Raw genomic sequence first — 26026 nt, forward strand, 5'->3', positions numbered from 1 at the left:
CACGCCCGGGGTGTTTCAGGAGCGAAAACTTGTCATACCCTTCTGCTTTGATGGTGTCATGTCCACCGCTGCAACGGCTTTCGATGTTGAGGCGTCGCCGTGTGGGCGTATGGATGCGTTCTTCGATGAGATCGGTGAGCTGACCGGGCAGCGCAACGCGATTGACGCGCGGCTGGTGGAGATTGCGGCCGAGATCGATCGTGATGGGTTGTGGGGTGCGACCGGTGCCCGGTCGCTCACGTCGTTGGTGGCGTGGAAAACGGGTGTGTCGCCGCGTAATGCGGAGGTGATGGTGGCGGTCGCGCACCGTCTGGAGGAGTTTCCGCGGTGCGCTGAGGCGATGCGTGAGGGTCGGTTGTCGTTGGATCAGGTCGGGGTGGTCGCCGAACACGCGGCCGAGGGTTCTGATGAGCACTATGCCCAGTTCGCCGAAAGCGCCACCGTCACCCAGCTGCGCAAGGCCGTGAAGCTGGAGCCGCGCCCCGAGCCGGAGCCGGAGTCGAAGCCCGAACCTGAGCGGTCGATCAAGAAGACCACCCACGATGACGGTTCCACGACGTACACGATCCGGTTGCCGAAGCTGGAGGCGGCGAAGTTCGATGCCGCAATGGCCTCGCACCAGGACGCGTTGGTCGCGGACTGGAAACGCGACCACGAGAACGACGAGCGTGTGTCGGAGCAGGCGCCGCCATTCCCGAACCAGGTGGACGGGTTCATGAGCCTGGTCGAAGCCGGCTGGGACAGTGACGTGGATCGTCGGCCGCACGGGCAGCACACCACCGTCGTGGTGCACCTGGACATCGAACAGCGCTCGGCCGCTCTGCATCTGGGTTCGGTACTGACCGATGAGGAACGTCGGCTGTTGTTGTGTGATGCGACGTGTGAGGTGTGGCTCGAGAAGCACGGTCAGCCGATCGGTGCGGGACGCAGCACCCGGACCATCAGCCGCCGGCTGCGCTGGTGGTGCGAGCGGTCCGGCCTGCGAGCGCGTCCCGCACCGATCGGCTGACCGTGCTTCTCGAGCCACACCTCACACGTCGCATCACACAACAACAGCCGACGTTCCTCATCGGTCAGTACCGAACCCAGATGCAGAGCGGCCGAGCGCTGTTCGATGTCCAGGTGCACCACGACGGTGGTGTGCTGCCCGTGCGGCCGACGATCCACGTCACTGTCCCAGCCGGCTTCGACCAGGCTCATGAACCCGTCCACCTGGTTCGGGAATGGCGGCGCCTGCTCCGACACACGCTCGTCGTTCTCGTGGTCGCGTTTCCAGTCCGCGACCAACGCATCCTGGTGCGAGGCCATTGCGGCATCGAACTTCGCGGCCTCCAGCTTCACGGCCTTGCGCAGCTGGGTGACGGTGGCACTTTCGGCGAACTGGGCATAGTGCTCATCAGAACCCTCGGCCGCGTGTTCGGCGACCACCCCGACCTGATCCAACGACAACCGACCCTCACGCATCGCCTCAGCGCACCGCGGAAACTCCTCCAGACGGTGCGCGACCGCCACCATCACCTCCGCATTACGCGGCGACACACCCGTTTTCCACGCCACCAACGACGTGAGCGACCGGGCACCGGTCGCACCCCACAACCCATCGCGATCGATCTCGGCCGCAATCTCCACCAGCCGCGCGTCGATCGCGTTGCGCTGCCCGGTCAGCTCACCGATCTCATCGAAGAACGCATCCATACGCTCACACGGCGACGCCTCAACATCGAAAGCCGTTGCAGCGGTGGACATGACACCATCAAAGCAGAAGGGTACGACAAGTTTCGGTCCCCGAATTGACCCAATTGCACTGGGAACGTGGAGAATCCGCGGAGCCCGAGTAGGTTGCGCTTTTTGCGTCGCTACTTCACGCCGACGTTGAAGCCTTCAGAACTCAACGATCTGCCGCACCGCGTGGCCCGAGGCGAGGGCGTCCATGCCGGCTGAATCTTGGTGTCCAGACGGAGCTGGCTGGGCCGGCCGTCGTCGTGGGTGGTCTTCTTGATCGACCGCTCAGGTTCGGGCTTCGACTCCGGCTCCGGCTCGGGGCGCGGCTCGAGCTTCACCGCCTTACGCAACCGGGTGGCGGTGTGGTGGGTGGCCGGGCCAGTGATCGGTTGCTCAAGGGCCGTCCTGCTGCGTCGTCCCCGGGTGCGGGGCCACCCGCGGCTTGCACGCGCATCACATCATTCATTGGGAGAACGGCGGTCTCACCGAACTGCACAACTTGGTGTTGGTGGTGGTACCAACCATTCGAACCACCACCAACACCGTCGACCAACTAGGCGAAGCGCCAACGGAACTGGCCACGCGCGACGCCTATTCGCGGGTGCCGGGCAGCAGCATCGATACAGCGATCGCGGCGGTGACGCCGATGATGGTGTCGATGCCGCGATCTGCCAGCAGCACAAGCGGTTCGGTGGGTACGGCCAGATCGGTCATCAGCATGATCAACGGCGTGAAGAAGCCGAGCGCGACCGCATGGTGATGGGCCATGAACAATTCGGTGGGAAACAGCAGCGCCATGACACAGATGGCCAGCACGTACTCGCTGGGCCCGGGCACGAGTAGCGCGGCCGCCACGGCGAGGCCGATGAAAGTGCCGCCGAGGCGGTGGATTCCGCGCCTGATGCGACCGCTGGCATCCGCGGCGGCGAGCGGCCCGGCTGCCGCTGCAATGGCCCAGTTGGCATGGTCGACACCCAGAGCCAGGCCGGCGGTACCCGCGGCGGTGATGGAGAGCGCGTAGCGGCCCGCGTGGATCAGCACGTCGCGACGGTTCGGCAACGTCGGTCGGGTCACCGGCGCCGCTGCGCGGGGCGCATCGAGAACGCCGACCAAGACGCACAACAAAGCTGTTGCGGCACAGAGCAATATCGCGGACGCCGGCGCCACCCGGCCGGCAGGCACCGTGGCGATGGCGCCGAGCGCGAAGACGCCGTAGAACGGAACCTCCGGTTTGAGCGCGAGGTAGTCGGTCACCACCGATCCGACGGACGCGAACGTCACGGCGGCGATGACCAGGACCGCCGGTGGGACATGGGAATTGGCCAGCGCCACCCCGATGGCCACGCCGAGGACCAGGATCACCGCGCCCTGCGTCTGGTGTGCGAACCGGCGGCCGCGGGTTTCGGTGCGGCCGTACATGCCGGTGATCGCACCGAACACCGCGTAGATGATCAGGTCGGGGCGCCCGGCTGCCAGCAGCGCGACGCCGGGGACAGCCAGACCGAGCGCCACCCGCAAGGCCGGGCGGTGGTCTTCCATCGGCGGGGTCATGGCCCTGCGCACGCGCGTGTAGACCGTGCGCATGGGCCCACTCCGATCGATGAACGACTGACTCAATCAGGTTGTCGTACCCGACGTGTGACCGTCAAAGTGGAAGTTCCGAGCAACTGATCGGCTGCGCCTATCACCCGAGCACGGGGAAGCTGCGGCGCTTGGCCAGCCGGTCCATGCCGGACTGGATCGCGAACTGCACTTCGTCGTACACCTTGTCGACGTACGCGGCATCGTTCGCCCGTTCGGGGTCGGTGTCGACGTAGATGGGGTCGAGCAGTTCGGTGCGGATCTTCGCGGGCAGTGGCAGATGTGCGGGCAGGATTTCGATGGCGAGCGGGAACGGGAAGCCGGCGATGATCGGCATGTTGGCGCCGCGCAAGCGCTTGCCGAGGCCGCTCCACTTGGCGAGGAACTTGCCTTCGTTCAACACGAAGACGGTGTCGTGGCCACCGATCGTCGCGACGGGCACGATCGGCACACCGGACCGGATCGCTTGCTTCACAAAGCCTTTGCGGCCGGCGAGCACCGCCTTGTCGCGGTCGCGCCAGGTGCGCATCGCGTCGAGTTCGCCGCCGGGCCACACCACGACGTCACGGCCGGCGGCCAAAGCGCCCGTGACACCGTCGCGCGAAGCCGGGATGACCCCGACGGCGCGGAAGTAGTCACCGAGACCGGGCGCGCCCATCAGCACGTCGTGCGCAGTGCCGTGCAGGACCCGCTGCCCGTCGAAATGCCGGTACCAGGAATGCACCAGGGTCCAGGCATCCATGGTCAGGGAGCCGCCGGAGTGGATACCGATCAGCAGCGACGGCTCGTCGGGCACCTTGTGCCAGCCGTCGATCTCGAGCCGGAAGTAGTGGTCACACAGGAAGTTCCAGATCGGGTTCTGGACGTACCGCATGAAGGTCGGGTTGGGGACGCTCGGGGCGTCGGCCCGGTTGGGGGCGGCGGTCAGCGTGGTCATGAGTCCTCGTTTGCGGGGTCTGGCCGTCCGCGGCGCCTACCGATCGCGCGGACCATGGCGTTGATCGCGGCAAGGGTCAAAACGGGGAGCAAGGTGACGACGACGTAGGCCACACCGCCGATGACAGTCATGCGACGCCTCTCTGGTGCGGATGTCGAGCCTGTGCAGGTAGGAACCTTGCCGCTGTGGTCGATGGCTACGTTACGGAGGCCGGAGGGCGGCGGCGACATCCCCAGCGGCCGAAGATCTGGCGCAATTGCGCGGATATGTTGTCGCGAGAAGCCAACGCGATCCCCGCCAATTGACTCACTGCAGGAATGTTGCTGTGGACGAGCTTAAGGCCGGTGCCGCGGGTCGTAGTTGTGCGTCAGCGTCGCCGGCTCGGCAACCGCGAAGTCTCCGTCGGAGAACGTGTACCGGTACCACGGGGCGTCGTCGCAGCGGCCCAACTGGGGTCGCAGATTGCTGAACGCCCGGTAGATCGTGCGGTAGGGCTGGCCGTTGAAGTGCTCCAGGATTTCCTTCCACGCGCGCGGCTGCTCGCGGATGAGGTCGGCCATGGCGGCGGTCAGGTCGTCCTCCGACAGGGTGACCACATCGGCCGGCGGGTCGGGCAGCACGAACACCGAACTGCGGTCGAAGCTGCTGCGCGTGAACTGCGGCCCCATCGGGATGGTGCAGTCGAAGCCGATCTTCGACGCGGTGCCGGGTGCGACATCGGACCCGATCATCGGGTCCACGGTCATGGTGTTGCCGCCCGGCAGCAGCACGGTGTCGAGGTGCGGCATGTACCGGAACGCCATGGCCAACTGCACGGCGTTGTCGTCCCAGATGTCGATGTCCTCGTCGAACACCATCGCGATCTTCGGCAGCGCGAGCTTGGAGCAGGTCAGCATGATGCCGAGGGCCTGCTTCGCATCACCGCCCCCGTTGGGCTTGATCTTGGCGTAGGCGATGTTCGACAGACCACCGAGCGGGCACCGGACCTCTTTGACGTTGATGCCCGCGAACTTCAAGGCGCCGAAGATATCTGCCTCAACCGCGGGCAGCTGCAACATGTTGTCGGTGTACCAGGGGTGCGCGCCGCCGATGGTGGCGTGCTGAAAGATGCCGCCCGTGCGATAGGTCATGGCCTTCACCACGGCTCGGTAATTGTGCTTGATGCCGCCGCCGTACATGCCGCTGAACTCGCCGTACGGACCCTCGTCGTGCGTCAGCCCCTCGGCGGCCATCAGCTCGCACTCCAGCACGATCTCGGCGTTCGCGGGCACCAGGACGTCGATGGTCTCGCACTTCACCAACCGGGCCGGGTGCCCGTAGAAGCTGCCGAGCACCTCGAAGTCGTCGGTGTCGGCGGGCACGCCCGTCAGCGACGCCACCTTGTCGAGGATCGGGCCACCGAGGACGATGGCTACCTCGAGGTTCTGCCCTTTCTCTTGTGCAGCAATGGCATTGATGCGGGCCCGGTGCGAGGTGCACGTCATGTCGAACATCTTCTCGGTCTTTGACCGGAACATGCTGCGGTAGATGCCCCAGTCGTGGATGCCGGTGTCGGGGTGCCGGCTGACCACCAGGTTGTCGTTGGTGTACGCGTGCCCGTCCCGGTCGTGGTGCAGGAACAGCGGCAGCCGGGTGAGGTCGACGTCGTCACCGGTCAGGATGACTTCCTTGCACGGCGCGGTGTCGACGATCTCAGGCTTGATGCGGCCCTTGGCGAGCTCGCTCATCATGAAGCCGCTCTGGCTCTTGTCGCAGCCGAGCCCCCACGCGTACTGATCCTGGTTGGAGTACGCGTTGGCGAGGAACTGGAATTCGCAGTCCTTGACGTTCTCCACCAGCACGGCCGTCAGCGGGTTGGCCTCCATCACCGCGGGCAGCTCGTCGACCCGCTTCTCCTCGGTGACGCGGACGAGCAGACCCGCTTTCTCCATCTCCTCGACGAACTCGGTCAGGGTCTGCTGCGGCATCGCGCGTCCTATTCAGAAGTGGTTGTGGGAAGGGTCTTTTCGTCCAGTTCCGGAAACTCGTACTCCCGCCAGCCGGGCACATCGGCGACCTCGACGACGCGACCGCCGTGTTCCTCGAGTGCCGGTCCGCACACGTCGCCGACCTTCTTGACGATGGTGCCGTAGGGATAGGTCGCGTCGGTGCCGATCGCGGATCCGGTGCGCTGATCTGGCGGCAGGGATTCGTCGGCCGTCGGGTCCAGCGGGCCGCCGGGCAGGCCCTCGACGATGATGACGTCGCGCGCCGGTTGGGTGCGAAACGCCATGGCCCACTCGACCTGTTCGGAGTCGTAGACGTCGATGTCGGGGTCCACCACGACAACCTGTTTCGGCCGCAGGTTGCTGCCCATCGCGGCCAGGATGAGGCTGCGGGCCTCGCCGGCGAAGCGCTGGCGCATGGAGATCACCACGCGGAAGTAGACGCCGCCCGACGCGGGGATCGACACCTTCTCGATGGTCGGAAACTGTTGGCGCATCATGTCGAAGAACGACGCTTCGAACGAAAGCTGCTTGAGGATATGGTTTTCCGTTGTGGGGCGGCCGGTCAAAAGAGCCTGGAAGTAGGCATCGTTGCGATGGGTGATCGCGGTCGGGCGCACCACCGGCTTCGGGGAAGCCGGCGTGTAGTACCCGGTGTATTCGCCCAGCGGCCCTTCGGTGACGTTCTCGGTGAAGTCGACCTCGAACTCGATGACGACCTCGGCGTGCGCCGGCACCGACACGTCGTTGGTCCGGCATCTCGCCAACTCCACTGCCGCACCGCGCATCCCGCCGACGACTTCCCAGTCGTTGGTGTCCTCGGGCACCTGGATCGGGCCCGAGTACGCGATCATCGGGTCGACACCGATCACGAGCGCAGCCCGGAAAGTCTTGTGCCCCATGGCAAGTGCTTTGGCCTGGTTCTTGGCGAAGCGGTGGTTCGGGATCGCCATGAGCGTCATGGTCTTGCTGTCGATGATCTCGCAGCGGTAGTGCCCGATGTCCGGCACGCCGGTTTCCGGGTCGTGACTGACGACGATTCCGGGCGTGATGTACGGGCCACCGTCGTCCGGGCTGTACTTCGGCACCGGCAGGATCGACAGGTCGATGTCATCGCCGAGGATCACGTTCTCGTGCACTGGGCCGTCATCGACGTACACCGGTGGAATGCGGGTCTTCAGCCGATTCACGATGTCGCCGAATGCGTTCTCCTCGGTGCAGCCGTAGGCCAGCAGCGCCTTGGCGCGCGAGTTGTAGATGCCACCGACCAGCGGGAACTTGGTGCCATTGTTGTTGAAGACAATGGCCGGCCCACCGGTCGCGGCGCTCTTGCGCATGGCCTTGGCGACTTCGAGCTCGAGGGCCACCGGCCGATCGACTTCGATGAGTTGCCCTTCGTCGCGCAACGCGGTGAGAAACGAGCGGAAGTCGTCGAAGGGCATCGTCCAGCGCCATCCTTACTCTGGTCTATCTCGGTCGCGGCAAATAACTGTCTACTACGACTAGCCAGGTCGGGTCACCGAACACCACAATTGGTCACCGTGCAGTTACCAGATTTTGCGTTGCGGGTACATCGCGAAGACGGGGTCGAGCAGGCGTGCGTGCTGCTGCAGGACCGCTTCGGTCTCGACGTGAACCTGCTGTTGTTCGCGGCTCGGGTGGGCGTCGCAGGTCAGCTGACGACGGACACGCTCGCAGCCGCGAGCGAGCGAGTGGCCCAGTGGCACAGCGAGATCGTCCGTCCGCTGCGTGCTGTGCGACGGCGGCTCAAGTCGGGGCCACCGCCGGCGCCCAGCCCGGCCACCACCGAGCTGCGGGAGCAGCTCAAGGCCGTGGAGATCCGCTCCGAGCTGATCGAGCTCGATGAGTTGGACGCGCTGATGCCTGATATCGAGCCGGCCGGCGGGGACACCGTCGCTCGGGTGGCCGAGGCGCTGGCGTTGGTGGTGCGCGCACAGTCGGACCGGCCATTGACCAGCGACGAGGACGCGGCGCTGGCTACGATCGCCGCAGCGGCTGCAGGAGTGGGGAACACATGAAGCGATTGATCGTGGCGATCACCGGTGCGTCGGGCGCCGTCTATGGCATCCGGGCGCTGGAGTTGTTGCGCGACGTCGCCGACGTGGAGACGCACGCCATCGTCACCACCGCAGCGCACCGCACCATCGCCCAAGAGACCAAGTACACGCATGAGTACGTCCGCGACCTCGCCGACGAGGTACACAACCCACGCGACATCGCGGCGACGGTGTCATCCGGTTCGTTCATCACCGCCGGCATGCTGGTCGCGCCGTGCTCCATCAAGACCCTGAGCGGAATTGCGCAGTCCTACAACGATTCTCTCGTCGTGCGGGCCGCCGACGTCTGCCTCAAGGAGCGGCGGCGCGTGGTGCTGCTGCTGCGCGAGACACCGTTGCATGCCGGGCACATCGAGTTGATGGCCCAGGCGACCCGCAACGGCGCGATCATCATGCCGCCGGTGCCGGCGTTCTACACCGTCCCGCAGACCCTCGACGACATCGTCAACCAGACCGTCGGCCGTGCCCTCGACCTGTTCGACATCACCCTGCCGGACGTCAAACGCTGGCACGGCATGACCGTGGTTCCTGCCGAGTAGACGTGAAAACCCCCTGAATCAAGCGATTCAGGGGGTTTACACGACTGCTCGCGCAGAGAAAGTGACCTACACGATGTAGCTGGTGGCAGCCTGCAGGTGCTCGATGGCCTCGGCGGCGATCTGGGGCACCAACTCGGCGCATGACGGCAGGCTGTCGATGATGCCCGCCACCTGGCCCGAGGCCAGCACGCCCGCTTCGGTGTTGCCTTCCACCAGACCGGCTTTCAGCAGCATCGGGGTGTTGGCCGCCATGACGACCTGCGACCAGGTCAGGTCCTTGCCGTGGCGCATGGCCAGGCCGTCCTTGACCATCGACCGCCAGGTCATGCCGGACATCTTCTTGAACTTCTGGGCGTTGCCGATCGCGGCGGCGAAACCGCGTACCGGGGAACCGCTTTCGAGCTTCTCCACCAGGCCCGTGCGCAGCACGCGGTGCGGCATGCCGTCGACGCGGGTCGACACCACGGTGCCGTCCAAGGCGGCGTCCAGGTACCGCTGCTTGACCGCATCGGGCACCGTCGAGTCCGAGGTGAGCAGGAACCGCGTGCCCATCGCGACGCCGGCGGCGCCGTAGGACAGCGCGGCTGCCAGGCCACGGCCGTCGAAGAAGCCACCCGCGGCGATCACCGGCATGCCGGTGTCCTTGACCGCGTCGAGCACCGACGGCAGCAGCAGCGTGGTGGCGATCGGGCCGGTGTGGCCACCGCCCTCGCCGCCCTGCACGATCACCGCGTCGGCACCCCAGCTCGCCACCTTCTTGGCGTGCTTGGCCAGGCCGACCGACGGGATCACCACGACGCCTGCGTCTTTCAGCTTGGCGATCAGCTCGGGCTTGGGAGCCAGGGCGAAGGAGGCGACTTTGACTCCTTCGCGGATCAGGAGGTCGCAGCGGGCAGCCGCATCGCCGGCGTCGGCACGCATGTTGATGCCGAACGGCTTGTCGGTGGCCGCCTTGACCTTGGCGACGGCGGTCTGCAGCTCTTCCAGCGTCATCGTCGCCGACGCCAGAATGCCGAGACCACCGGCGTTGGAGGTGGCCGCGACCAGACGCGCGCCGGCCACCCAGCCCATGCCGGTCTGCACGACCGGGTACTCGATGCCGACCAGCTCGGTCAGCGGGGTCTTGAGCTTGGACATCAGGACTAGACCGCTTTCACTTCTTTGTCCCGCAGCGACTTCGGGTCGATGACCTCGCGCAGCAGCTGCAGTTCATCGGCGGTCGGCAGGCGGGTCTCGCCGGCGGCGTCCAGGCCGTGCACCTCGAACGAGGTGTTGTCGGCGACCTCTTCGGCCGTCACACCCGGGTGCAGCGACACCGCGCGCATCTGGTGCTCGGGGCCGTGGAAGTCGAACACACCCAGGTTGGACACCACCTGGTAGACGTTCAGGAAGCGGTACGCCGGGTTGGCCGGATCGACCTTGTCCCAACCGATTCCGGAGACGATGTCGACCGAGTCGGCGAACACGCGCTTGGTGTGGTTGCCCACGAAGTAGCTGGTGGCGTGGTTGATGCTGTTGCCGGGTGCGCCGCGGACACCGAACATCTGGCGGGTCGGCTGCTGGATCGGGCCGAAGGCCGACAGGTTCTGGTTGCCGTAGCGGTCGATCTGGTTGGCGCCCATGACCACATGGCGACGGCCCCAGGCCAGGGTCTCGAAGACGCGGTTGAACGGCATCCAGCCCTCGACGGCGAACGGGGCGCCGATCGCCGGGGTGTCGGCCAGCATGCGGGCCTCGCCGTCGGTGATCACGATGTCGGGGGAGAAGGTCAGCCGGGCCAGGCGGGCACCGATCTGCACGACGGTCGTCATGGGACTGGCCATGATTTCCCCTGCGTCACGGAACAATTCGGCACAGGCGACGGCACAGACCTCGGCGCGGGTTGCGTCACTCACTTGGCGGCCTCCTTCTGGGCTGCTTGAGCCTCGGCGAACTTACGGACCGCAGCCTGGTAGTCGGCTTCGGTTCCGGACAGGTAGGTCTTGACGAACTCGGCCCACGTCTCCTCCGAGCCGGCGGCTTCGGCGTAGTGGCGCTGGAACTTCTCGTCGCGCCGGTAGTCGGGCTCGTTGGTGGTGAAGTGGGCGCCGTTCGGGGCCTCGACCACGGTGTCGACCATCATGCGGTTGATGACCTGCTGCTGCGGCACAACCGATTTCACCAGCTCTTCGGTGGAGACGATCTTTTCGACCGACAGATGGCGGCGCTTGGCCGACATCAGGAACAGGTCGTCGAAGTAGGGGTCGATGCCGGTGTAGGCGGCATTGCCCTTCACATCGCCGAGGTTCATGTGCACGAACGCGGCGTCGAGATTCAGCGCCGGCATGGCGACGAGTTCCTCGTGCGCACCGTCGGTCTCGTACGGCGAGGTGACGGTCTTGAGCTCGTCGCCCCAGAAGGCGCGGACGTCGCTGCCGAGGCCGGCGCGGATCGGCAGGAACGGAAGACGTTGTGCGGCAGCCTGCAGGCCACAGCGCAGCATGCCCTCGTCCATCTCGCGGGCCTCGATGGCGCCGCTCATGCGGGCCTTGGCGAACCACGGGTCGTAGAACGGCGGCGAGTCCAGCGACACGAAGCCGTAGTAGACGCGCTTGACCTTGCCTGCGGCACACAGCAATCCGAGGTCCGGCCCGCCGTAGGTGACGACGGTCAGGTCGGTGACGTCAGTGCGCAGCAGTGCGCGGATGAACGCCATCGGCTTGCGGCGGGAACCCCAGCCGCCGATGCCGATGGTCATGCCGCTTTCGATCTCGGCGACTGCGGCTTCGAGAGTTGTTGTCTTGTCTGCCATTCTATTTGGCTCCCTTGTTGGTCCCCGCGAACTCGTCGCGGTGCTCGTCGGACACGCCGGCCAGATTCAGTTCGAAGGTGAAGCCCTGCTCCATGCGGTAGCGCGCGTTGACGGGCTGCACGTCGATGAAGTTCAGCGCCTCCTTGGCGGCGCGGATGACGCGGGTGTCCTTGCTGGCGATGTCGCGGGCGACGCGCAGCGCGGCCTCGTCGAGCTCTTCGCGCGGGACGACCTCGTGCACCGAACCGAAGTGCTGCAGCGTCGTCGCGGGCACGGTGGCGGCGGTGAAGAACAACCGGCGCATCATGTGCTGCGGGACCAGGCGGGACAGGTGGGTCGCCGCGCCCAGGGCGCCGCGCTCGACCTCGGGCAGACCGAACTTGGCATCGTCAGAAGCGACGATGACGTCGGCGTTGCCGACCAGGCCGATGCCGCCACCGACACAGAAACCGTTGACCGCCGCGACGACCGGGACCTGGCATTCATACACCGCGCGGAACGCCTCGTAGCAGCCGCGGTTGGCGTCGATCAGCGCGCCGAAGCCCTCGGTGTTCTGCATTTCCTTGATGTCGACGCCGGCGTTGAAGCCACGTCCCTCGGCGCGCAGGATCACCACGTGGGTGCTCTTGTCGCGCCCGGCCGCAGTGATCTGGTCGGCCAGCTCGAACCAACCTGCCGACGGGATGGCGTTGACCGGCGGGTAGTTCACGGTGACCGAGACGATGCCCGGTTCGACTGTTTTGGTGGTGATGGTCATCAGTCACTTCCTGGGGGACGGGTACCTAAGCAAGCACTTGCTTGGTACGCTAGCACAGTGACTGCTGGAATCAATCTGCAATTGGCCGGGCGCGTGGTGCTGGTCACCGGCGGTGTGCGCGGCGTCGGAGCCGGCATCAGCGCGGTGTTCGCCGAGCAGGGCGCGACCGTCATCACCTGCGCGCGGCGCGAGGTCGAGGGGTTGCCCTACGAGTTCCACGCCTGCGACGTTCGTGACGACGCGGCGGTCAAGGCGATGATCGACGCCATCGTCGCCAAGCACGGCCGGCTGGACGTTGTCGTCAACAACGCCGGTGGCTCGCCGTTCGCGCTCGCCGCTGATGCGTCGGCCAAGTTCAGCACCAAGATCATCGAGCTCAACCTGATTGCGCCACTGCTGGTTTCGACCCATGCCAACGCGGTGATGCAGCAGCAGGACTCCGGCGGCGTGATCGTCAACATCTCCAGCGTCAGCGCGCATCGGCCGAGCCCGGGCACCGGTGCCTACGGCGCCGCCAAGGCCGGCATCGATAGCCTGACCACGACGCTCGCCGTCGAATGGTCGCCCAAGGTCCGAGTGAACTCCGTGATCGTCGGAATGGTCGAGACCGAGCAGTCCGAACTGTTCTACGGCGATGCCGAGTCGGTCGCCGCCGTCGCCGCGACGGTCCCGCTCAAGCGCCTGGCCAAGCCAGCCGATATCGGCTGGGCCGCAGCATTTTTGGCCTCCGAGGCCGCGTCGTACGTCAGCGGTGCGTCCCTCGAAGTGCATGGTGGCGGCGAGCCGCCGCAGTACCTGGAAACGTCCAGCGCCAACAAGTAGGGCGGCCAGCGCCCGTAACCAACCACAGTAGGAGAGATCAATGGGATTGCTCGACGGCCGCGTGGTCATCGTGACGGGCGCCGGTGGCGGAATCGGGCGTGAGCACGCGCTTGCGTTCGCCGCCGAAGGTGCCCGCGTCGTGGTCAACGACATCGGCGTCGGCCTGGACGGTTCGCCCGCCGGTGGCGGTAGCGCCGCGCAGAACGTGGTCGACGAGATCGTCGCGGCCGGTGGCGAGGCCGTGGCCAATGGCTCGAACGTCGCCGACTGGGAGCAGGCCGCGGCCTTGATCCAGCAGGCCGTCGACACCTACGGCACGCTCGACGTGCTCGTGAACAACGCCGGCATCGTGCGCGACCGCATGTTCGCCAACGCCACCGAAGAGGAATTCGACGCCGTCACCGCGGTGCACCTCAAGGGGCACTTCGCCACCATGAAGCACGCCGCGGCGTACTGGCGGGCCAAGGCCAAGGCCGGCGAGACCGTGGACGCGCGCATCATCAACACCAGCTCGGGCGCCGGCCTGCAGGGCAGCGTCGGCCAGGCCACCTACAGCGCCTCCAAGGCCGGCATCGCCGCGCTGACGCTGGTCGCCGCGACCGAGATGGGCCGCTACGGCGTCACCGCCAACGCCATCGCGCCGTCGGCTCGTACCCGCATGACCGAGACCGTCTTCGCCGACGCGATGAACACCCAGGATCAGGCGTTCGACACCATGGCCGCGGAGAACATCTCGCCGCTCGTGGTGTGGCTGGGCAGCGTCGAGTCGCGCGACGTCACCGGCAAGGTGTTCGAGCTCGAGGGCGGCAAGATCCGCGTCGCCGAGGGCTGGGCGCACGGTCCCGAGATCGACAAGGGCGCCAAGTGGGACCCGGCCGAGCTGGGCCCCGTGGTCGCCGATCTGCTCACGAAGGAGCGTCCGCCGGTTCCGGTCTACGGCAGCTGACCGCGGGTGCCCATCTGCGTTGACTCGGAACTGGCGGCGCAAAACATCGAGTAACCACCGCCATGTGTTCAGAGTGAACTCGCCAATGACGGCGCACCGCGTTGATCTGGAAACCAGGGCGTCACCCTGCCACCAGACAGACACTGCAAAAAGCTCCCCCAGAACGAATCCTGTTCTGGGGGAGCTTTTTTGCTGCGGCTACTTGGCGGAGTCGGCCTTGGCGGCCTTGTCCTTCTTCTGCTTCTTGGGCTTCTCGACCTTGGGCTTGTCGGCCGTCTCGGACTTGGTGTCGCCGGTCTTGGTGTCGCCGGTCTTGGCGTCGTCGACCTTGGTGGTGTCGACCTTGGTTTCCTCGGTGGCCTTGACCGTCTTGTCCTTGGCGCCGGTCACGGCAGGCTTCCTGGCGGAGACCTGCTTGGTGATCGTCGGCGTCGCCGAGGGCTTGTCGGCACTGTCGGTGTCCTTCGCCGCGGCGGCAGCGTTGGGCGTGACGGCCTGCACCGACGCCGGCGGCGGCGCCGCCTTGAAGACGGTGCCGGTCTGAACCGACTTCACGACGCTCTTGACCACATTGATCGGCAGGTTCACCACGGCCTTGGCCGTGTCGAACACGCCGTCGCGAATGGCGTTGGCGATGTTGGCGATATTGCCGGTGCCGAGGGCCTTGGCCACGTTGTACAGCGCCATCTGCGGCACCTTGACAGCGTCGCGGACGTTGACGAACAGCTTGGTGGGCAGCGCAGGATTCTGCGTGACGGCGACGCCGCCCCAGTTCTCCAGGGTCCAACCGTCCTCGGGGTTGCCGGTCACCTTGACGATGTCGGTGTTGCCCAGGGGGTGCTTGAGCATCAGCGTGAGGTCGGGGTTCTCCACGTTCATCAAGGTCCAGGCCATGATCGACATGCCATGTGCGAATGCGACGGGGTTCTGTGCGCCGCTGGCGTAGATGTCGTCGACCGCGCCGTTGAACCGGTCCTGGAAGACCGCGCCGTTGGCGTCGGGTGAACCGGGCATCGGCATCAGGAGGTTGCCGGTGGCCCAGGACAGCGGGATCAGCGCGTACAGGATGCGGGCGAAGCCGGAGTCCTGCGACTGGCCTTCGAAGATGCCGGCCTGGACCTCGTGGAGGCCGCTGAGCACCGTCACGGGCATGCCGGTCGCGGTGGCGTACGGCGCCGCGGTCTGCTGGGTACGCACCATGTCGGAGGCGAAGATGGCGTCGTGCGCCAGGCCGTCATTGGCGAGGACGCCTGCCACGGTCTGGGCCTGGGTCTGACCTGTCGCGGTCAGGTCGGGACCCGGGATCTTGGTGTCGATGAGGCCCGAGGCGTTGCCCTGGGATTCGCCGTGGCGCACGAAGGTGATGGTGATGTTTGTCGCGGCCCAGGCGGAGAACGCCGAGGCCAGGAACATGAAGGCCGCGGTGACGACGACCGCCACAGCCTGTCCTGCGCGTTTGAGTGTTCGAGTGTGGGGAATCCCCGTGCGGAACGTTGATGACATAGACGGCTCCAGATGTGACTCAGGCTGTGCGTGGGCGCACATGCGGCATTGCACGTGCGCCACGCCACACTATGTACACATCTGCGAATCTGTCTAGTCTCCGCCGTTAACTAGCCCCGAAAATTTGCTGGGCACCAGGCCGTCACGCCTAGTGGTGCTGCTGCCACTGGAAGCCGGCGACGTCGTATTGGCTCACCGCTTTGTCGGTGTTGCCCCGGTTCGGATTCAATGCACTGCCCGCGTAGTGCTGCTCCGCATTGGCGAACCCTGGGCTGCTGAAGCCCGGCGGCTTCAGAGCGGGATCGTCGCTGGCTTGCTTGCCCGGCTGGCCGGAGGTGCCGGGGGCGTGCGGGTTGTCGGCGAGTGCGACGCCGGCGGGCGTCAGCGCGACGAACGCGGTGACCAGGCAAGGCAGGATGATCGAGCGCTTCATGAGTTTCTCCGATCGTGAGAGTCCCCTCTGTAGACCACGGTCCCCAGGCCTGACCGGTTCAGCGCCGGCAACCTTGTCGCGGATCCAAAAACTCCCCTGGCGCGAATGCAGTCCAGGGGAGCTTTTCGGGGCTGTGATCAGGCCGGGTCGAGCAGAACGATCGGAATCTTCCGGTCGGTGTGCGAGCGGTAGTCGACGAAGTCCGGGTACATGGCGTCGAGCTTGGGCCAGTACTCGTCACGTTCGGCGTCGGTGGCTTCGCGGGCGGTCAGCTGCAACTTTTCGCCACGCACCTGGAACTTCACGCTCGGGTTGGCAACCAGGTTCAGGTACCACATCGGGTGGGTGTCGCGGCCGCCCTGTGAGGCGACGACGACGATCCGACCGCCTTCGCGCAGGTACAGCAGCGGGCTGTCGCGGGGTTCGCCCGACTTGCGCCCGATGGTCGTCAGGATGCCGACCGGCGGAGGGGCGGCGACAGGCTTGGAGCCGAGCCGCCACTTGGCGCCGATGCGGCCGTCGGTGGCGCGGAACGCCCAGGTGTTGATCCGCGACATCCACTTGAAGCCGACCTGCATCCCCTTGGAATTCAGGATCTTCAGCTGCCTGTCGTTCATTTCCCCGTCGGCCATGGTGGCGACCCTGCTCCTAGATGCGCTCGATGATCGTGCCGGTGGACAGCGCACCGCCGGCGCACATCGTGATCAGCGCGGTCGACTTGCCGGTCCGTTCCAGCTCGTGCAGCGCGGTCGTGATGAGCCGCGAGCCGGTCGAACCGACCGGGTGGCCCAGCGCGATGGCGCCGCCGTTGACGTTGACCTTATCCATGTCGGCCTTGTGCACCTGAGCCCAGGACAGCACGACGGACGCGAAGGCCTCGTTGATCTCGACCAGGTCGATGTCGGCCATCGACATGCGCGCCTTCTCGAGCACCTTGGCGGTGGACTGCACCGGGCCGTCCAGGTGGTAGTAGGTCTCGGCGCCGACGTTGGCCTGCGCGACGATCCGGGCGCGGGGCTTGAAGCCGAGCGCCTTGGCCTTGTCCTCGTCCATCCACAGCACCGCGGCGGCACCGTCGGAAATCTGCGACGAGGTGCCTGCGGTGTGGATGCCGCCCTCCATCACCGGCTTCAGCGAGGCCAGGCCCTCCAGGGTGGTGTCGCGCAGGCCCTGGTCACGGCTGACCCAGTTCAGCTCTGCGGTCGGCTGCTTGTTCTCGTCGATGACCGGCGCCTCGATGGCCGAGATCTCGCGGTCGAAACGGCCTTCGGCCCAGGCCTGCTTGGCCTTGGCCTGCGAGGCGAAGCCCAGTGCGTCGATGTCGGCGCGGGTGATGCCCCGGCGGTTCGCGATGCGCTCGGCGGCCTCGAACTGGTTGGGCAGGTCGATGTCCCACGACGCGGCGCGGGCGCCACCGCCGTTGGAGCCCAGGGGAACCCGGCTCATGGCCTCGATACCGCAGGCGATGCCGATGTCGATGGCGCCGGTGGCGATCAGGCCCGCGATCAGGTGGTTGGCCTGCTGGGCGCTGCCGCACTGGCAGTCGATGGTGGTGGCGCCGACATGCTCGGGCAATCCGGCGACCAGCCAGGACTGCCGAGTGATGTTGTTGCCCTGCTCGCCGTACTGCGTGACACAGCCGCCGATGAGCTGCTCGATGTCGCCGGCGTCGAGCCCGGCCTTCTCGACGAGAGCCTTCTGCGTCGCGCCCAGGAGTTCGGTCGCATGCAGGCCGGACAGCCAGCCACCCCGCTTACCGATCGGGCTGCGAGTGGCTTCAACGATGACAGGATTACCCATGAGGTCAGGCTAGAACACGTTTCATTAGTCTGACAAGCAACGATTGGGTTGGGCCTTTGATCTGCGGTGAAGGCATGTTTCAATGGTCGCAACAGGAACTAGAAGGATTTGTCTCAGGACCGTGTTCTGAGGCGTTGGATTCCCCAAGGAGACACCATGCCCTGCCCGATCCCGTCCGATCTCGACTTGTTGGACGCGACCCGCAACCTCCAAGGCCTCCCCATTGAAGAGCTGGCCGAACTGCGTAAGTCCGAGCCGGTCCACTGGGTGGACGTGCCCGGCGGCACCGGTGGCTTCGGTGACAAGGGCTACTGGATCGTCACGCGCCACGAGGACGTCAAGGAGGTGTCGAAGCGCAACGATATCTTCGGCAGCGCGCCCGACGGTGCGATTCCGGTCTGGCCGCAGGCCATGACCCGCGACGCCGTCGACGTGCAGCGCGCGGTGTTGCTCAACATGGACGCCCCGCAGCACACACGGCTGCGCAAGATCATCTCGCGTGGTTTCACCCCGCGCGCCATCGGCCGGCTGCAGGCCGAGCTGAACGAGCGGGCCCAGAAGATCGCCGAGACCGCGGCAGCTTCCGGTACCGGCGACTTCGTCGAGCAGGTCTCTTGTGAGCTGCCGCTGCAGGCCATCGCCGGCCTGCTCGGTGTGCCGCAGGAAGACCGCGACAAGCTGTTCAACTGGTCCAACGAAATGACCGCCGGTGAGGATCCGGAGTACTCGCACATCGACCCGGCCGCGTCCTCGTTCGAGCTGATCACGTACGCCATGAACATGGCTGCGGAGCGGGCCAAGAACCCGACCGACGACATCGTCACCCAGCTGATCGAGGCGGACTTCGACGGCGAGAAGCTCTCGGACGACGAGTTCGGCTTCTTCGTGGTGATGCTGGCGGTGGCCGGCAACGAGACCACCCGTAACTCGATCACCCACGGCATGATCGCCTTCGCGCAGAACCCGGAGCAGTGGGAGCTGTACAAGAAGGAACGTCCGGAGAGCGCCGCGGACGAGATCGTCCGTTGGGCCACACCGGTTACCGCGTTCCAGCGCACCGCTCTCGAGGACACCGAGCTCGGTGGCGTGACGATCAAGAAGGGTGACCGGGTCGTCATGTCCTACCGCTCGGCCAACTTCGACGACGAGGTGTTCGAGAACCCGCACTCCTTCGACATCCTGCGCACGCCGAACCAGCACGTCGGCTTCGGCGGCACCGGTGCGCACTACTGCATCGGCGCCAACCTGGCGCGCATGACCATCAACCTGATGTTCAACGCCATCGCCGACAACATGCCCGACCTGGTCTCGATCGGCGAGCCAGAGCGGCTGATGTCGGGCTGGCTCAACGGCATCAAGCACTGGCAGGTCGATTACACGGGCAAGTGCCCCGTCCAGCACTGACGGCAACTGAGCGAGTAGCCCGGTAACACGAATCAAGGAGGATTCGGGTGGATTTCACACCGAGCCCGGAGCAGCAGGCTGTCGCCGACGTGGTGACATCCGTGCTGGAGCGGGAAAACACTTGGGACGCACTGGTTTCCGGTGGCGTCGTGGCGCTTGCGGTGCCCGATCGGCTGGGCGGTGACGGGCTCGGGCTGCTGGAGGCGGCCACCGCGCTGACCGAGATCGGTCGGCGCGGCACCACCGGACCGGCGCTGGCCACTATCGGGCTCGCCCTGGTGCCGCTGCTGGAACTGGCCACAGAAGCGCAGCAGGACCGGTACCTGGCCGAGGTGGCCAAGGGCGCGGTGATCTCGGCCGCACTGGACGAGCCCGGTGCCCAGTTGCCCGAGGCGCCGTCGACCAGCTTTGCCGGTGGCAAGCTCAACGGCACCAAAATCGGTGTGGCCTATGCCGAAACCGCGCAGTGGCTGCTGGTCACCACCGACAGCGGTGTGGTCGTGGTGTCACCGCAAGCCGCCGGTGTCACCGTGACCGCGACCCCGACGGCCAACGGTTCCGACGAGTACGTGGTGACCTTCGCCGACGTCGCGGTGCCCGACGAGGACGTCCTGACCGGCGCCACCGTCGCGCGGGTGAACCAGTTGGCGCTGGCCATGATCGGCGCGTTCGGTGCCGGTCTGGTGGCCGGCGCGCTGCGTCTGACCGCCGACTATGTCGCGACCCGGGAGCAGTTCGGCCGGCCGCTGTCGACGTTCCAGACCGTGGCGGCGCAGCTGTCCGAGATCTACATCGCTTCGCGGACAATCGATCTGCTCGCCACGTCGGTGGCGTGGCGGCTCTCGGAGGGGCTGGATGCCGCCGAGGATCTGGAGATCCTCGGGTACTGGCTGACCTCGCAGGCCGCGCCGGCCATGCGGCTGTGCCACCACCTGCATGGCGGTATGGGCATGGACATCACCTACCCGATGGACCGCTACTACTCGTCGATCAAGGACCTGACCCGACTGCTGGGTGGTCCGTCGCACCGTCTGGACCTGGTGGGAGCCTGATGTACATCGAACTGACTCCGGAACAGCGCAAGCTGCAAGCCGAACTGCGCGAATACTTTTCGACGCTGATCAGGCCCGAAGAGGCGGCGGCGATGGAGACCGATCGCCACAACGACGCCTACCGTGCCGTCATCAAGCGGATGGGTAGCGACGGCAAGCTCGGCGTGGGCTGGCCCAAGGAATACGGCGGCCTGGGCTTCGGCCCCATCGAGCAGCAGATCTTCATCAACGAGGCGAACCAGGCCGACATCCCGCTGCCGCTGGTCACCCTGCAGACCGTGGGCCCGACCCTGCAGGTATACGGCACCGAGGAACAGAAGAAGAAGTTCCTGCCCGGAATCCTCTCCGGTGACATCCATTTCGCGATCGGCTACTCCGAGCCCGAGGCTGGTACCGACCTCGCCTCGCTGCGGACCACCGCGGTGCGGCATGGCGACGAGTTCATCGTCAACGGCCAGAAGATGTGGACCACCGGCGCCCATGACGCCGACTACATCTGGCTGGCCTGCCGCACCGACCCGACCGCGGCGAAGCACAAGGGCATCTCGATCCTGATCGTCGACACCAAGGACCCGGGCTACTCGTGGACCCCGATCATCCTGTCCGACGGTGCCCACCACACCAATACGACGTACTACAACGACGTGCGGGTGCCCGCCGACATGCTGGTCGGCGGGGAGAACGGTGGCTGGAAGCTGATCACCACCCAGCTCAATCACGAGCGGGTGGGGCTGGGGCCGTCCGGTCGCGTCGCGGGCATCTACGACCAGGTGCACGCCTGGGCCTCCAAGCCCGGGTCGAACGGCGTCACGCCGATCGACAATGCCGAGGTACGCCGGTTGCTCGCCCAGATCAAATCGATCTGGCGCGTCAACGAACTGCTCAACTGGCAGGTCGCATCCTCCGGCGAGACCATCGCCGTCGCCGACGCGGCGGCGACGAAAGTCTTTTCCACCGAACGTATTCAGGAAGTCGGACGGCTGGCCGAGGAGATCGTCGGCCGCTACGGCAACCCGGCTGACGCGGACACCGCGCACCTGCTGGTGTGGCTCGACAAGATGACCAAGCGCAACCTGGTCATCACCTTCGGTGGCGGCGTCAATGAGGTCATGCGCGAGATGATCGCGGCATCGGGCCTCAAGGTGCCGCGGGTTTCGCGGTAAGGGAGACAAGCGATGAGTGACCTTCAGGCCGGCATCGACGAGATCGTCGCCGCCGGGCGCAGCAAGCCGACCCTGAGCCGGGATCCGGTGAACCAGCCCATGATTCACCACTGGACCGATGCGATCGGCGACAAGAACCCGATCTACGTCGACGAGGAGGCCGCCAAGGCTGCCGGGCACCCCGGCATCGTGGCGCCGCCGGCCATGATCCAGGTCTGGACCATGATGGGTCTGGGCCGCACCCGGTCCGACGACGATCCGCTGGCCCGGATCATGAAGTTGTTCGACGACGCCGGGTACGTCGGCGTCGTCGCCACCAACTGCGACCAGGCCTACCACCGCTATCTGCAGCCGGGGGAGCGCGTCAGCATCAGCGCCGAGGTCACCGACGTGGTGGGCCCGAAGCAGACCGCGCTGGGCGAGGGTTACTTCGTCAACCAGAAGATCCGCTGGCATGTCGGTGACGAGGAAGTCGCCGACATGGACTGGCGCATCATGAAGTTCCTGCCCGCCAACAAGCAGGGCAAGGAAGCTGCCGAAACCGGTTCAATCCCAGCCGATCTGGACCCAGACAAGCTGATGCGTCCGTCTTCGTCGCGGGACACGCAGTTCTTCTGGGACGGCGTCAACGCCCACGAACTGCGGCTCCAGAAGCGGCCCGACGGCTCGCTGCAGCACCCACCGGTGCCCGCGATCTGGCAGGACAAGGACGCCCCGATCGACTACGTCGTCTCGTCGGGCCAGGGCACCGTGTTCAGCTACGTCGTGCACCACGCGCCGAAGGTGCCCGGCCGCAGCCTGCCGTTCATCATCGCGCTCGTCGAGCTGGAAGAGGGCGTGCGCATGCTCGGTGAGCTGCGCGGCGTCGAGCATGACGACGTGAAGATCGGAATGCCCGTCTCCGCAACGTTTATCGACTTTCCGGACAGCGACATCAGTCCGGCCTGGACCCTGTACGCATGGGAGGCCGCAAAGTGACCGCCACTGTCAGCACCACCGTGGGCACCAAGCTGCCCGAGCTCTCCATCTACGGCGACCCGACCTTCATCGTCTCGACGGCCATCGCCACCCGGGACTACCAGGACGTGCACCACGACCGGGACAAGGCACAGGCCAAGGGCTCCAAGGACATTTTCGTCAACATCCTGACCGACACCGGTCTGGTGGGGCGTTACGTCACCGACTGGGCCGGCCCGAACGCCATCATCAAGTCGATCAAGCTGCGCCTCGGTGTGCCGTGGTACGCCTACGACACCATCACCTTCCGCGGTGAGGTCACCGCTGTCGAAGGCGGCCTGGTGACGCTGAAAGTGGTGGGCAGCAACAGTCTTGGCGATCACGTCATCGCCACGTCCACGCTCACGATGGGAGCCGCGCAGTGAGCATCTCCGGCAAGGCGGTCATCGCCGGCATCGGCGCCACCGACTTCTCCAAGAATTCCGGCCGCAGCGAACTGCGGCTGGCCGCCGAGGCGGTCACCGACGCCCTGAACGATGCGGGATTGTCGCCCAAGGACGTTGACGGTCTGGTGACCTTCACCATGGACTCCAACCTGGAGACCGCGGTGGCCCGCTCGACCGGCATCGGCGAGCTCAAGTTCTTCAGCCAGATCGGCTACGGCGGCGGCGCCGCGGCCGCGACCGTCCAGCAGGCGGTGCTGGCGGTGGCATCCGGTATCGCGGAAGTCGTTGTCGCATACCGGGCTTTCAACGAGCGCTCGGAGTTCCGTTTCGGCCAGGTGATGACGGGTCTCACCGTCAACGCCGACTCCCGCGGCGTCGAGTACAGCTGGTCCTACCCGCACGGGCTCAGCACCCCGGCTGCCTCGGTGGCCATGGTCGCGCAGCGCTACATGCACGAATACGGCGCCACCAGTGCCGATTTCGGTGCGGTGTCGGTGGCCGACCGCAAGCACGCGGCGACCAACCCGAAGGCGCACTTCTACGGCAAGCCGATCACCATCGAGGACCACCAGAACTCGCGGTGGATCGCCGAGCCGCTGCGCCTGCTGGACTGCTGCCAGGAGACCGACGGTGGCGTCGCGATCGTCGTCACCACGCCCGAGCGTGCCAAGGACCTCAAGCAGCGTCCGGTCGTCGTCGAGGCGGCGGCGCAGGCTGCCGGCGAGGACCAGTTCACCATGTACTCGTACTACCGCGACGAGCTCGGCTTGCCCGAGATGGGCCTGGTCGGCAAGCAGCTGTGGGGTCAGAGTGGCTTGACGCCCAATGACATTCAGACCGCGGTCATCTACGACCACTTCACCCCGTACACGCTGCTGCAGCTCGAAGAGCTCGGCTTCTGCGGCCGGGGCGAGGCCAAGGACTTCATCGCGGGTGGCGCGATCGAGCTCGGCGGCAAGCTGCCGATCAACACGCACGGCGGTCAGCTCGGTGAGGCGTACATCCACGGTATGAACGGCATCGCCGAGGGCGTCCGCCAGCTGCGCGGCACTTCGGTGAACCAGGTGCCCGATGTCGAGCACGTGCTCGTCACCGCCGGCACCGGCGTCCCGACGTCGGGCCTCATCCTGGGCTGAGTCCCTTCACGAGCAGACACAAAACTGCCCCCTTCTACGGAAGAGGGGCAGTTTTGTGTCTGGTCACGATCGGTAGTCGGGTAGTCCTACTCATCCGGATCGGGGTCACTCGGCGCGATGATGTCACGATGACCGAACCGCAGCGGGCGATGGTTGCCCGGCTTTCCCAGGATGTCGCAGCGATGTCCCATCATTTGGCCTGGGTGTCGGCCTGCCTCACCGAACTCGATCGGTCGATGGCGCACCAGCAGCCGACGCCGCAGCCCGTCGCGTACGCCGCACCGCAGCAGTATTGGCAGTCGGCCCAGGCCGCGCCGGTCACGGCACCGGCGCCGCAGCCGGCACCTCAGCCCCAGCCGACGACGGCGGTGCCGTACCCACAACCCCAGCCACAGCAGCCATCCCAGCCGCGGCCCGAGCGCTCGGAGGGCTGGATCGGCAAGGTGCTGGCCGCCGCTGGTGTCGCGGTGACGCTGATCGGCGTCGCCCTGCTCTTGGTGCTGGCCGCGCAGGCCGGGCTGTTGCGGCCCGAGTTCCGTGTCGGCGCGGGGGCGGTGCTGGCCGCCGGTCTGGTGGTCGGGGCGATCCGGCTGAAGACGCGGCCCGGTGGGACGGTGGGGGCGGTTGCCCTGGCCGCCACCGGTATCGCCGCGGCGTACATCGACGTGGTCGCGGTCACGACGGTCTATGAATGGCTTTCTGCGCCAGTCGGTTTGGTCTTGGCGGCGGTGATCGGCGGCGGCGGTCTGACCCTGGCCCGGCGCTGGGACTCTCAGCAGCTCGCGCTGTTGGTGCTGGTGCCCTTGGCGGTGCTGGCGCCGGTGGTGGCCGACGGTGTCTCGCTGTTGCTGATCGGATTCATGCTGGCGCTGTCCGCGGCGTCGCTGCCGGTGCAAATCGGCAAGGACTGGGTCTGGATGTACGTGGCGCGGACCGTGGTCTGCACCTTTCCACTGCTGCTGGCGCTGGCCTCGGCGTCATTCGGCACCAACCGCAGTCCGGGACTCGCGGGCGCCTGCGCAGCGGCAGCCGTCCTCGCCGTCGCCGGCGCGCTGATCCTGTTGCCCAAGACGACCAACCGCACACTGCTGGCCCTGGCCACCGCGGGCGGTGCGGTGCCGGTGCTGTTCATCGCCGGGGTGGTCCGCCCGATGATCGCCGCGTCGATCATCGCCGCGGTGGCGGCCCTGTTCCTCGCGGTCGTGCTGGCCGGCAACCGGCTGCCCGGGCTCGCCGGTGTGGTGCAACGGATCTGGTCGGCGGTGTCGGCGGTGTGCGCGCTGGTCGCGGTGCTGGTGGCCTTCGACGGCAGGACCGGCGGTGCGGTGCTGCTCGCGATGTCGGTCGTGGTGGCCGTCGCAGGCCGTCGTGACGCGATCGCCCGCTGGGTGGCTGCCGGGTTCGGCGCTGTCGGCGGTGCCGTCTACCTCAGCTACTCGCCGCCGGACCTGCTGTTCCGCGCGGTCGAGCTGAGCACGCGCAGCGCGGTCTCCACCATCATCTCCAGCATCTTGGCCGTGGCTGCGGTGGTGGCGGTCGTGTGGTCGTGGGCCGGCAAGCGTGACGATGACGAAGTCCGGCTGATGTGGGCCGGCGCGGTGGCGGTCGCCGCCTACGCGTCCACCATGCTGACCGTCACCGCCGGCGTGCTGATCGGCGGCGTGAAGGGCGGTTTCTTCGCCGGCCACATGGTCGCGACGATCGGCTGGATCGCGGTGGCGGCAGCTCTGTTCGGGTACGCGGCGCGCCAACAGAAGGCGCAGCGGTCACTGCCGATCGGCGGCGGCCTGGCGCTGGTGGCCGCGGCGATGGCCAAGCTGTTCCTGTTCGATCTCGGCACCCTGAACGGCATGTTCCGGGTGGCGGTGTTCATCGTCGTGGGCCTGGTGCTGCTGGCCATGGGGACCGGCTACGCCCGGCTGCTCGCCCGGCAGGATCAGCCGAATCCATAGGCATCCCGCGCAAACGACCGCA

General features: G+C 66.6%; 25 protein-coding genes and 3 pseudogenes. 13 read left to right on the plus strand and 15 right to left on the minus strand.

Annotated features, from left to right (window positions below):
• Positions 1–58: 58 nt before the first annotated feature.
• Positions 59–958, plus strand: a pseudogene (locus tag A7G45_RS09950) (DUF222 domain-containing protein); the annotation flags it as partial.
• Positions 959–978: 20 nt separating this feature from the next.
• Here A7G45_RS09950 and A7G45_RS09955 read toward each other — a convergent pair.
• Together A7G45_RS09955 and A7G45_RS09960 are read right to left on the minus strand one after the other, a co-directional pair.
• Positions 979–1746: pseudogene (locus A7G45_RS09955) on the minus strand (DUF222 domain-containing protein); the annotation flags it as partial.
• Positions 1747–1856: 110 nt separating this feature from the next.
• Positions 1857–2060: a hypothetical protein gene (locus tag A7G45_RS09960; protein ID WP_260936437.1), complete on the minus strand. Its 204-nt coding sequence runs from the start codon at positions 2058–2060 to the stop codon at positions 1857–1859.
• Positions 2061–2131: 71 nt separating this feature from the next.
• Between A7G45_RS09960 and A7G45_RS09965 the strand changes: the two are divergent.
• Positions 2132–2233: pseudogene (locus tag A7G45_RS09965) on the plus strand (HNH endonuclease signature motif containing protein); the annotation flags it as partial.
• A gap of 80 nt (positions 2234–2313) precedes the next feature.
• Here the strand turns inward: A7G45_RS09965 and A7G45_RS09970 are convergent.
• The 5 genes from A7G45_RS09970 to A7G45_RS09990 all read right to left on the minus strand — a co-directional run bounded on the left by A7G45_RS09970 (position 2314) and on the right by A7G45_RS09990 (position 7667).
• Complete coding sequence (locus A7G45_RS09970) at positions 2314–3306, minus strand: FUSC family protein (protein ID WP_260936439.1); 993 nt, start codon at positions 3304–3306, stop codon at positions 2314–2316.
• 100 nt (positions 3307–3406) lie between these two features.
• Positions 3407–4240 (minus strand): lysophospholipid acyltransferase family protein, encoded by an 834-nt coding sequence (locus tag A7G45_RS09975; protein ID WP_260936441.1) that lies wholly within the window; start codon positions 4238–4240, stop codon positions 3407–3409.
• On the minus strand, positions 4237–4371 hold the full coding sequence (locus A7G45_RS09980; protein ID WP_260936443.1) for a hypothetical protein: 135 nt from the start codon (positions 4369–4371) through the stop codon (positions 4237–4239). Before A7G45_RS09980 ends, A7G45_RS09975 begins: the two co-directional genes overlap by 4 nt.
• 204 nt (positions 4372–4575) lie before the next feature.
• Positions 4576–6207, minus strand: coding sequence for a UbiD family decarboxylase (locus tag A7G45_RS09985; RefSeq protein WP_260936445.1), 1632 nt, complete (start codon positions 6205–6207; stop codon positions 4576–4578).
• Between the two features lie 8 nt (positions 6208–6215).
• Entirely contained in the window at positions 6216–7667 is a 1452-nt protein-coding gene (locus A7G45_RS09990) for a UbiD family decarboxylase (RefSeq protein ID WP_260936447.1), read from the minus strand.
• Between the two features lie 99 nt (positions 7668–7766).
• Between A7G45_RS09990 and A7G45_RS09995 the strand changes: the two genes are divergently transcribed.
• Entirely contained in the window at positions 7767–8264 is a 498-nt protein-coding gene (locus A7G45_RS09995; protein WP_260936449.1) for a TIGR02444 family protein, read from the plus strand.
• Entirely contained in the window at positions 8261–8842 is a 582-nt protein-coding gene (locus A7G45_RS10000; RefSeq protein ID WP_260936451.1) for a UbiX family flavin prenyltransferase, read from the plus strand. The genes A7G45_RS09995 and A7G45_RS10000 overlap by 4 nt, the downstream gene beginning before the upstream one ends.
• Before the next feature lie 66 nt (positions 8843–8908).
• Here A7G45_RS10000 and ipdC read toward each other — a convergent pair whose 3' ends face one another.
• The 4 genes from ipdC to echA20 are packed head-to-tail and all read right to left on the minus strand — an operon-like array spanning position 8909 to position 12390.
• Positions 8909–9979, minus strand: coding sequence for a (3aS,4S,5R,7aS)-5-hydroxy-7a-methyl-1-oxo-octahydro-1H-indene-4-carboxyl-CoA dehydrogenase (ipdC, locus tag A7G45_RS10005; protein WP_043400327.1), 1071 nt, complete (start codon positions 9977–9979; stop codon positions 8909–8911).
• Positions 9980–9984: 5 nt separating this feature from the next.
• Positions 9985–10737: a cholesterol ring-cleaving hydrolase subunit IpdB gene (gene ipdB, locus A7G45_RS10010; RefSeq protein WP_260936456.1), complete on the minus strand. Its 753-nt coding sequence runs from the start codon at positions 10735–10737 to the stop codon at positions 9985–9987.
• Positions 10734–11633, minus strand: coding sequence for a CoA transferase subunit A (locus A7G45_RS10015; protein ID WP_260936458.1), 900 nt, complete (start codon positions 11631–11633; stop codon positions 10734–10736). Before A7G45_RS10015 ends, ipdB begins: the two co-directional genes overlap by 4 nt.
• A 1-nt stretch (position 11634) precedes the next feature.
• The gene (gene echA20 / locus A7G45_RS10020) at positions 11635–12390 is read right to left on the minus strand and encodes a (7aS)-7a-methyl-1,5-dioxo-2,3,5,6,7,7a-hexahydro-1H-indene-carboxyl-CoA hydrolase (RefSeq protein WP_043400318.1); all 756 of its coding nucleotides are present in this window, start codon (positions 12388–12390) and stop codon (positions 11635–11637) included.
• Between the two features lie 57 nt (positions 12391–12447).
• Between echA20 and A7G45_RS10025 the strand changes: the two genes are divergently transcribed.
• Both A7G45_RS10025 and A7G45_RS10030 read left to right on the plus strand, forming a co-directional pair.
• Positions 12448–13212, plus strand: a complete 765-nt coding sequence (locus A7G45_RS10025; RefSeq protein WP_260936462.1) for an SDR family oxidoreductase — start codon at positions 12448–12450, stop codon at positions 13210–13212.
• A 40-nt stretch (positions 13213–13252) separates the two neighbouring features.
• The gene (locus A7G45_RS10030) at positions 13253–14158 is read left to right on the plus strand and encodes an SDR family oxidoreductase (protein WP_260936464.1); all 906 of its coding nucleotides are present in this window, start codon (positions 13253–13255) and stop codon (positions 14156–14158) included.
• Between the two features lie 198 nt (positions 14159–14356).
• On the opposite strand, the gene A7G45_RS10035 is transcribed toward A7G45_RS10030, so the two are convergent.
• From A7G45_RS10035 to A7G45_RS10050, 4 genes are all read right to left on the minus strand, one after another.
• The gene (locus A7G45_RS10035) at positions 14357–15598 is read right to left on the minus strand and encodes a histidine phosphatase family protein (RefSeq protein WP_260936466.1); all 1242 of its coding nucleotides are present in this window, start codon (positions 15596–15598) and stop codon (positions 14357–14359) included.
• Positions 15599–15809: 211 nt separating this feature from the next.
• Positions 15810–16094, minus strand: a complete 285-nt coding sequence (locus tag A7G45_RS10040; RefSeq protein ID WP_260936468.1) for a transporter family protein — start codon at positions 16092–16094, stop codon at positions 15810–15812.
• 137 nt (positions 16095–16231) lie between these two features.
• Positions 16232–16726 (minus strand): nitroreductase family deazaflavin-dependent oxidoreductase, encoded by a 495-nt coding sequence (locus tag A7G45_RS10045; protein ID WP_276554760.1) that lies wholly within the window; start codon positions 16724–16726, stop codon positions 16232–16234.
• Between the two features lie 16 nt (positions 16727–16742).
• Positions 16743–17894 carry a steroid 3-ketoacyl-CoA thiolase gene (locus tag A7G45_RS10050; RefSeq protein WP_260936470.1) on the minus strand — a complete coding sequence of 384 codons (1152 nt, stop codon included), beginning with the start codon at positions 17892–17894 and terminating at the stop codon, positions 16743–16745.
• A gap of 156 nt (positions 17895–18050) precedes the next feature.
• Between A7G45_RS10050 and A7G45_RS10055 the strand changes: the two genes are divergently transcribed.
• The 7 genes from A7G45_RS10055 to A7G45_RS10085 all read left to right on the plus strand — a co-directional run bounded on the left by A7G45_RS10055 (position 18051) and on the right by A7G45_RS10085 (position 26004).
• Positions 18051–19298 (plus strand): cytochrome P450, encoded by a 1248-nt coding sequence (locus A7G45_RS10055; RefSeq protein ID WP_260936472.1) that lies wholly within the window; start codon positions 18051–18053, stop codon positions 19296–19298.
• 47 nt (positions 19299–19345) lie between these two features.
• Positions 19346–20350, plus strand: coding sequence for an acyl-CoA dehydrogenase family protein (locus tag A7G45_RS10060; RefSeq protein ID WP_260936474.1), 1005 nt, complete (start codon positions 19346–19348; stop codon positions 20348–20350).
• Positions 20350–21513, plus strand: a complete 1164-nt coding sequence (fadE29, locus tag A7G45_RS10065) for an acyl-CoA dehydrogenase FadE29 (RefSeq protein ID WP_260936476.1) — start codon at positions 20350–20352, stop codon at positions 21511–21513. Before A7G45_RS10060 ends, fadE29 begins: the two co-directional genes overlap by 1 nt.
• A 12-nt stretch (positions 21514–21525) precedes the next feature.
• Positions 21526–22491: a bifunctional MaoC family dehydratase N-terminal/OB-fold nucleic acid binding domain-containing protein gene (locus A7G45_RS10070; RefSeq protein ID WP_260936478.1), complete on the plus strand. Its 966-nt coding sequence runs from the start codon at positions 21526–21528 to the stop codon at positions 22489–22491.
• Positions 22473–22895, plus strand: a complete 423-nt coding sequence (locus tag A7G45_RS10075; RefSeq protein WP_260936480.1) for a MaoC family dehydratase — start codon at positions 22473–22475, stop codon at positions 22893–22895. Before A7G45_RS10070 ends, A7G45_RS10075 begins: the two co-directional genes overlap by 19 nt.
• A 2-nt stretch (positions 22896–22897) precedes the next feature.
• The gene (locus tag A7G45_RS10080) at positions 22898–24052 is read left to right on the plus strand and encodes a 17-hydroxy-3-oxo-4-pregnene-20-carboxyl-CoA lyase (protein WP_192830173.1); all 1155 of its coding nucleotides are present in this window, start codon (positions 22898–22900) and stop codon (positions 24050–24052) included.
• Positions 24053–24180: 128 nt separating this feature from the next.
• Positions 24181–26004 carry a DUF2339 domain-containing protein gene (locus tag A7G45_RS10085; protein WP_260936482.1) on the plus strand — a complete coding sequence of 608 codons (1824 nt, stop codon included), beginning with the start codon at positions 24181–24183 and terminating at the stop codon, positions 26002–26004.
• The last annotated feature ends 22 nt before the right edge of the window (positions 26005–26026 follow it).

The organism is Mycolicibacterium llatzerense (assembly GCF_025331195.1).
Classification (GTDB): Bacteria; Actinomycetota; Actinomycetes; order Mycobacteriales; family Mycobacteriaceae; genus Mycobacterium; species Mycobacterium llatzerense.